The following is a 4,674-nucleotide window of genomic DNA, read 5'->3' as shown; positions in this document are numbered from 1 at the left end:
AACCCACACTATGCCTGTGACCGGTAACCCAATCATAGCATTATTAGCAGTAACCGGAATCATCGGCGGATACGCAGTACTCAGAAGAAAAAACTAAAATTCAAAACTTTTTTATTAACCTTTTTATTCAAAAAGCATGATCCATATCATGCTTTTCATTTCCTCCCTATTTTTAAACAAATTTTCATTTTCAACATATAGAAGAATATTTTTAGGAAAAATATCAAACAATAACTTCAAATCTAAAATTGATTGTTGAAAACCTATAATTTATTGATTATTTAAATAATTATTGTTTATTTTATTTTTAAGAATCATAAACTATTAAATATTTGCAAAATTTTACAAAAGATTAAAATAACAAACTATTTTCAGGGTAATAAACAATAAAAAAACCACAAATCAATGCAAAAAAATCCGAAAAAATAGTATTTTCTAATTCGCTGCATTAAAACGACACAATTCACAGCAAAATCTCTTTTTAAAAATAATTTAAAAATAGTGATTTGAAAAAAAATTAAAAATAAGTAAGGAAAAATGATTGAAATAAAATTTCAACATTTCCTTTAAAACTGTCAACTATTTGTCTAAGTGGATGATTCTACACAATTCCTTGTGCGTTCATGGCGTCAACAACTTTCTTGAATCCTGCGATGTTAGCTCCTGCAACATAGTTTTTGTCCATGTCGTATTCAGCAGCAGCTTCAGCAACATTTGCGAAAATAGTTTCCATAATGGTTTGAAGTCTACCATCAACTTCTTCAAAGGTCCAGGATAATCTTTCTGAGTTTTGAGACATTTCAAGTGCGGAAGTAGCTACTCCACCTGCATTGGATGCTTTACCTGGAGCAAATAAGATGCCGTTTTCTTGTAAGTATTCAGTTGCTTCAATGGTGGTTGGCATGTTTGCACCTTCTGCAACAGCTAAAACACCGTTTTCAACTAAAGTTTTTGCATCTTCTAATTGCAATTCGTTTTGAGTAGCACATGGAAGAGCAATGTCACATTTAACTGTCCATACACCTTTTCCTTCATGGTATTCAGCGCTTTCTCTTGCTTCAGCATATGCAGTTAATCTTTCTCTTCTTACTTCTTTGATTTCTTTTAATAACTCAACGTCGATTCCTTCAGGATCGTAAATCCAACCGGTTGAATCGGAACATGTTACAGGTTTACCGCCTAATTGTTGAGCTTTTTGGATTGCATAAATTGCTACGTTACCTGCTCCGGAAACCGCAATGGTTTTTCCAGCAATATCAATGTCGTTTGCTTTTAACATAGCGTTAGTGAAGTATAATAATCCATATCCAGTAGCTTCAGTCCTTGCAAGTGAACCACCGAATGATAATCCTTTACCAGTTAATACTCCTTCGTATAAACCTCTGATTCTTTTGTATTGGCCGAATAAGAAACCGATTTCGCGACCGCCTACACCAATATCTCCTGCTGGAACATCAGTATCGGCACCAATGTATTTGCATAATTCTGTCATGAAAGACTGACAGAATGCCATGATTTCCCTGTCGGATTTTCCTTTAGGATCAAAGTCAGATCCACCTTTTCCTCCACCAATTGGAAGACCGGTTAAGGAGTTTTTGAAAATTTGTTCGAAACCTAAAAATTTAATAATACCTACGTTTACAGATGGGTGGAAACGTAATCCGCCTTTGTAAGGTCCAATTGCACTGTTGAATTGTACACGGTATCCAGTATTTACTTGTACCTGTCCGTTGTCATCTATCCATGGAACACGGAATTTTAATTGCCTTTCCGGATTAGTCAACCTTTCAAGAAGTGCATTTTTTCTGTATTCTTCTTCATTTTCTTCAATTACAACCCTTAAGGATTCCAATACTTCGCGTACAGCTTGGTGGAATTCCGGTTCGGAAGGGTTTTGTTCTATAATAGTTTCAATTACATCATCTACGTATGACAAAAATATTCCTCCAAATAGAATTTAGATTTATATCATTAAATTTTCAAATTTTTTTACTGGCTCGCAGCAACATTTAACAATATAGTTAATTATATGAAACTTCTAATATTTAAATATTTTTCAATTTTTAATAAAATATTCGAATATTTTTCAGATAAGTTAATAATAATCTTATACATTTTATAATTTATTCAAAAAATTATGTTTATTTAAATATTTCTTTTTAGATATTAATTCAAAATGTCTATTAAAAATTATTAATTGATGGACAAAGTCGGAAAATGGTTGCCACCCCCTAACTTTAGAATGGAAAAAACAAAATGTACAAAAATAACATGCCGATTATGCCAAATTTAGAACAAATCCAAAAATAGCCAAAATAAAATTAAACAAAAATATATACAAAATAAAAAAGCATATTTCTTTATATATCATTATTAATATATTAACTATTAATGTCTAGTGAAATTTGAATTCTGATAGACAAAATCATAAAAATTTGGTGGAAATTAATGAACAGAAATAGAGTTACCAAAAGCCAGTATGAGAAATTAAAAAATAGCTATTTAACAAAAAACAGAAATATGCACTCACTATACATAGAAATAAATAAAGACACACCAGTAGACAAAGAACTATTTTTTAGATTGATAAACAGAATACGCATGGAAGAAGGGCTAAAAGAGTATTACACTCCAAAAAAACAAAAAAGAAAAAGGAATATTATAAAAAATTTGGACAAATCACCAAATTCCTATAATAACTAATAATCCACATAATACCTTAATATTGCACCTATTCCACCAAAAGCTCTGAAAAGCTGCATTCCCTCTTCGGTTTCGGTAGATATAAACTCAACATCAGTATTCATTTCTTCAGCTTTTTCAACAAATTCATCTGCCAGATCCATGGAAGATTCTTCTTTTAGACGTTCATTGCAATTAGGACATCTTTCTTCCAATTTATCTGCTTCGGCCTGAGTCTTGACGGTAATCTCCTTTTGTGTTCCGCAGCTAGGACAGACAAATGTTTTGCGCATGCTGGACAAATCTTCGGATAAAAGCAATACGTCAACCGCACCCATGGTCAAGTTGTTTCTTACTTCATCTTCACCATATGAGTAAAGTCCCTTATCCTTTCTTAACTCATGAATGAACCTTTGAACGAGTTTCTTTTCCTGCATTACATCCAGGTTTTCCAAATCATCGGCTGATTTGGCAATGACCTCACGGATACCTTCCTCACCCGTATAGGAGGTATCGACTATGGATATTACCTTGTCCTTAAGTTCATATTGAAGGTAATCCCCGTCATAGAAATCCTTTTTAGTAAAACCCGGTCCGCCAATGATAATTCCTTTCAAATCATCCTTAAGAGGCAGGAATGCCTCGTTCATATGATCTCCAATACGCTTTAAAAATTGATGAGCCAAATCTTCAATTACACGGTCAAACCTTCTTTGTGATTGACCACCCGCTTTATGCTTACCTGGAACTCCACTAGTCAAATGGCCAAGAATTGATTCTTTTTTACCTTTTAAAGTAGCGTAAGTAGCTTCATTTCTATCGATAACAGCCACACCATACACATCACGCTCTTCAATCATATACTCCAAAGGTTCCAAGAAAAATTCGTTGTTACATTTATACCAGTAAGTTGTAACAGGTTCAGGCGGTTCTATAATATATTTTTCCATCTTTTCAGTACCCGGACCGCCTTTAGGAATCATACCTACAAATAAAACCAAACCGGTTTCTGGAGGTTGCCTGTATAACTTAATGCTTTCTAAAATTACCGCAATAGCTGATTGTACATTTTTTCTTGTTTGTTTACTCTTAATGTTAGCACTCTGACCCATTTCATCTCTCATGTGCTTACCAACATCACTTAATTGTTTAGTTGGCGGAATATAAACTGAAACAAGCTCTGTACCTCTTCCTCTCTTTTGAGCTAATTCTTTTAATGTTTTTTTAAATTCATATAATTCTTTTGATGATACTCCTGCCATGATATCCCTATAAAAATCAAATTAATATAATAGTAATAAATCTATTTTTTTAAATATAAATAATTAATGAAAAAATAGCCCCATAACCCTTAAAAAACTGGTTTGATATTTTTTATTTTCAGGCATTCACTAATTTTTTTAAGAACAGGGCAATTAACTTCCAACAGCTCCCTTAAAAAAATTGCTATTTCAAGGATTATACACACATGATTCATTAAAAGGCACCCATTCCAAATGAACATTGACAATTTGAGAATCCTTCACATCCATTTTATAATAGAACGGCTTATTGAATGAAATCAATTTATTATTGATGATATCTTTCCCATCTATGGCAAATCTGGTGAAATCAATATAAATTGGAAATATGTTTCCGTTTTTGTCTTCAAATTTCTGAGACCTTAGCTTTATCCTTAGTGTACCGTCATTTACAACCTTCAGTTTTAAATCAAGTGAAGATTTTGAACTGGACAGCGCAAGCTCCTTTTTTGAATAAATTGAATCCCAATTCGGCCTGTTTGATCTTAATTCATCATCGGAACTTTCCAAAAGCACAACAGTACAATCCTCATCTCCCGAATTTTTAATGTCAACACGGATTTTATTAAATTTTTTCAAAAGATAAGATGAACGAGTTTCTATGGAACTACCCGAATCTGAAATAGAGTATTTTTTCATCCAATCCATGAAGTCCGGCTTTGCGAAATCATTAGCCATATTAACGTCATGA

The 4,674-nt window shown here is 32.8% G+C and carries 4 protein-coding genes; 1 reads left to right on the top strand and 3 read right to left on the bottom strand.

Annotated features, from left to right (window positions below; translation table 11 throughout):
* Window positions 1–601 precede the first annotated feature (601 nt).
* The gene (gene gdhA, locus ACJMLZ_RS05285; protein ID WP_405304315.1) at window positions 602–1,936 is read right to left on the bottom strand and encodes an NADP-specific glutamate dehydrogenase; all 1,335 of its coding nucleotides are present in this window, start codon (window positions 1,934–1,936) and stop codon (window positions 602–604) included.
* Between the two features lie 512 nt (window positions 1,937–2,448).
* Between gdhA and ACJMLZ_RS05280 the strand changes: the two genes are divergently transcribed.
* Complete coding sequence (locus tag ACJMLZ_RS05280; protein ID WP_405304314.1) at window positions 2,449–2,703, top strand: hypothetical protein; 255 nt, start codon at window positions 2,449–2,451, stop codon at window positions 2,701–2,703.
* Here ACJMLZ_RS05280 and prf1 read toward each other — a convergent pair.
* Entirely contained in the window at window positions 2,700–3,944 is a 1,245-nt protein-coding gene (prf1, locus tag ACJMLZ_RS05275; RefSeq protein ID WP_405304313.1) for a peptide chain release factor aRF-1, read from the bottom strand. The two genes, ACJMLZ_RS05280 and prf1, sit on opposite strands and share 4 nt — an antisense overlap.
* 189 nt (window positions 3,945–4,133) lie before the next feature.
* Window positions 4,134–4,674 (bottom strand): hypothetical protein (locus ACJMLZ_RS05270; protein ID WP_405304312.1); only part of this gene is annotated, 541 nt, incomplete at its 5' end.

It is taken from the genome of Methanobrevibacter sp. (assembly GCF_045126245.1).
GTDB lineage: Archaea > Methanobacteriota > Methanobacteria > Methanobacteriales > Methanobacteriaceae > Methanocatella.
Note: the sequence above shows the minus strand (reverse complement) of the source record. Positions and strands in the feature narration are given on the sequence as shown.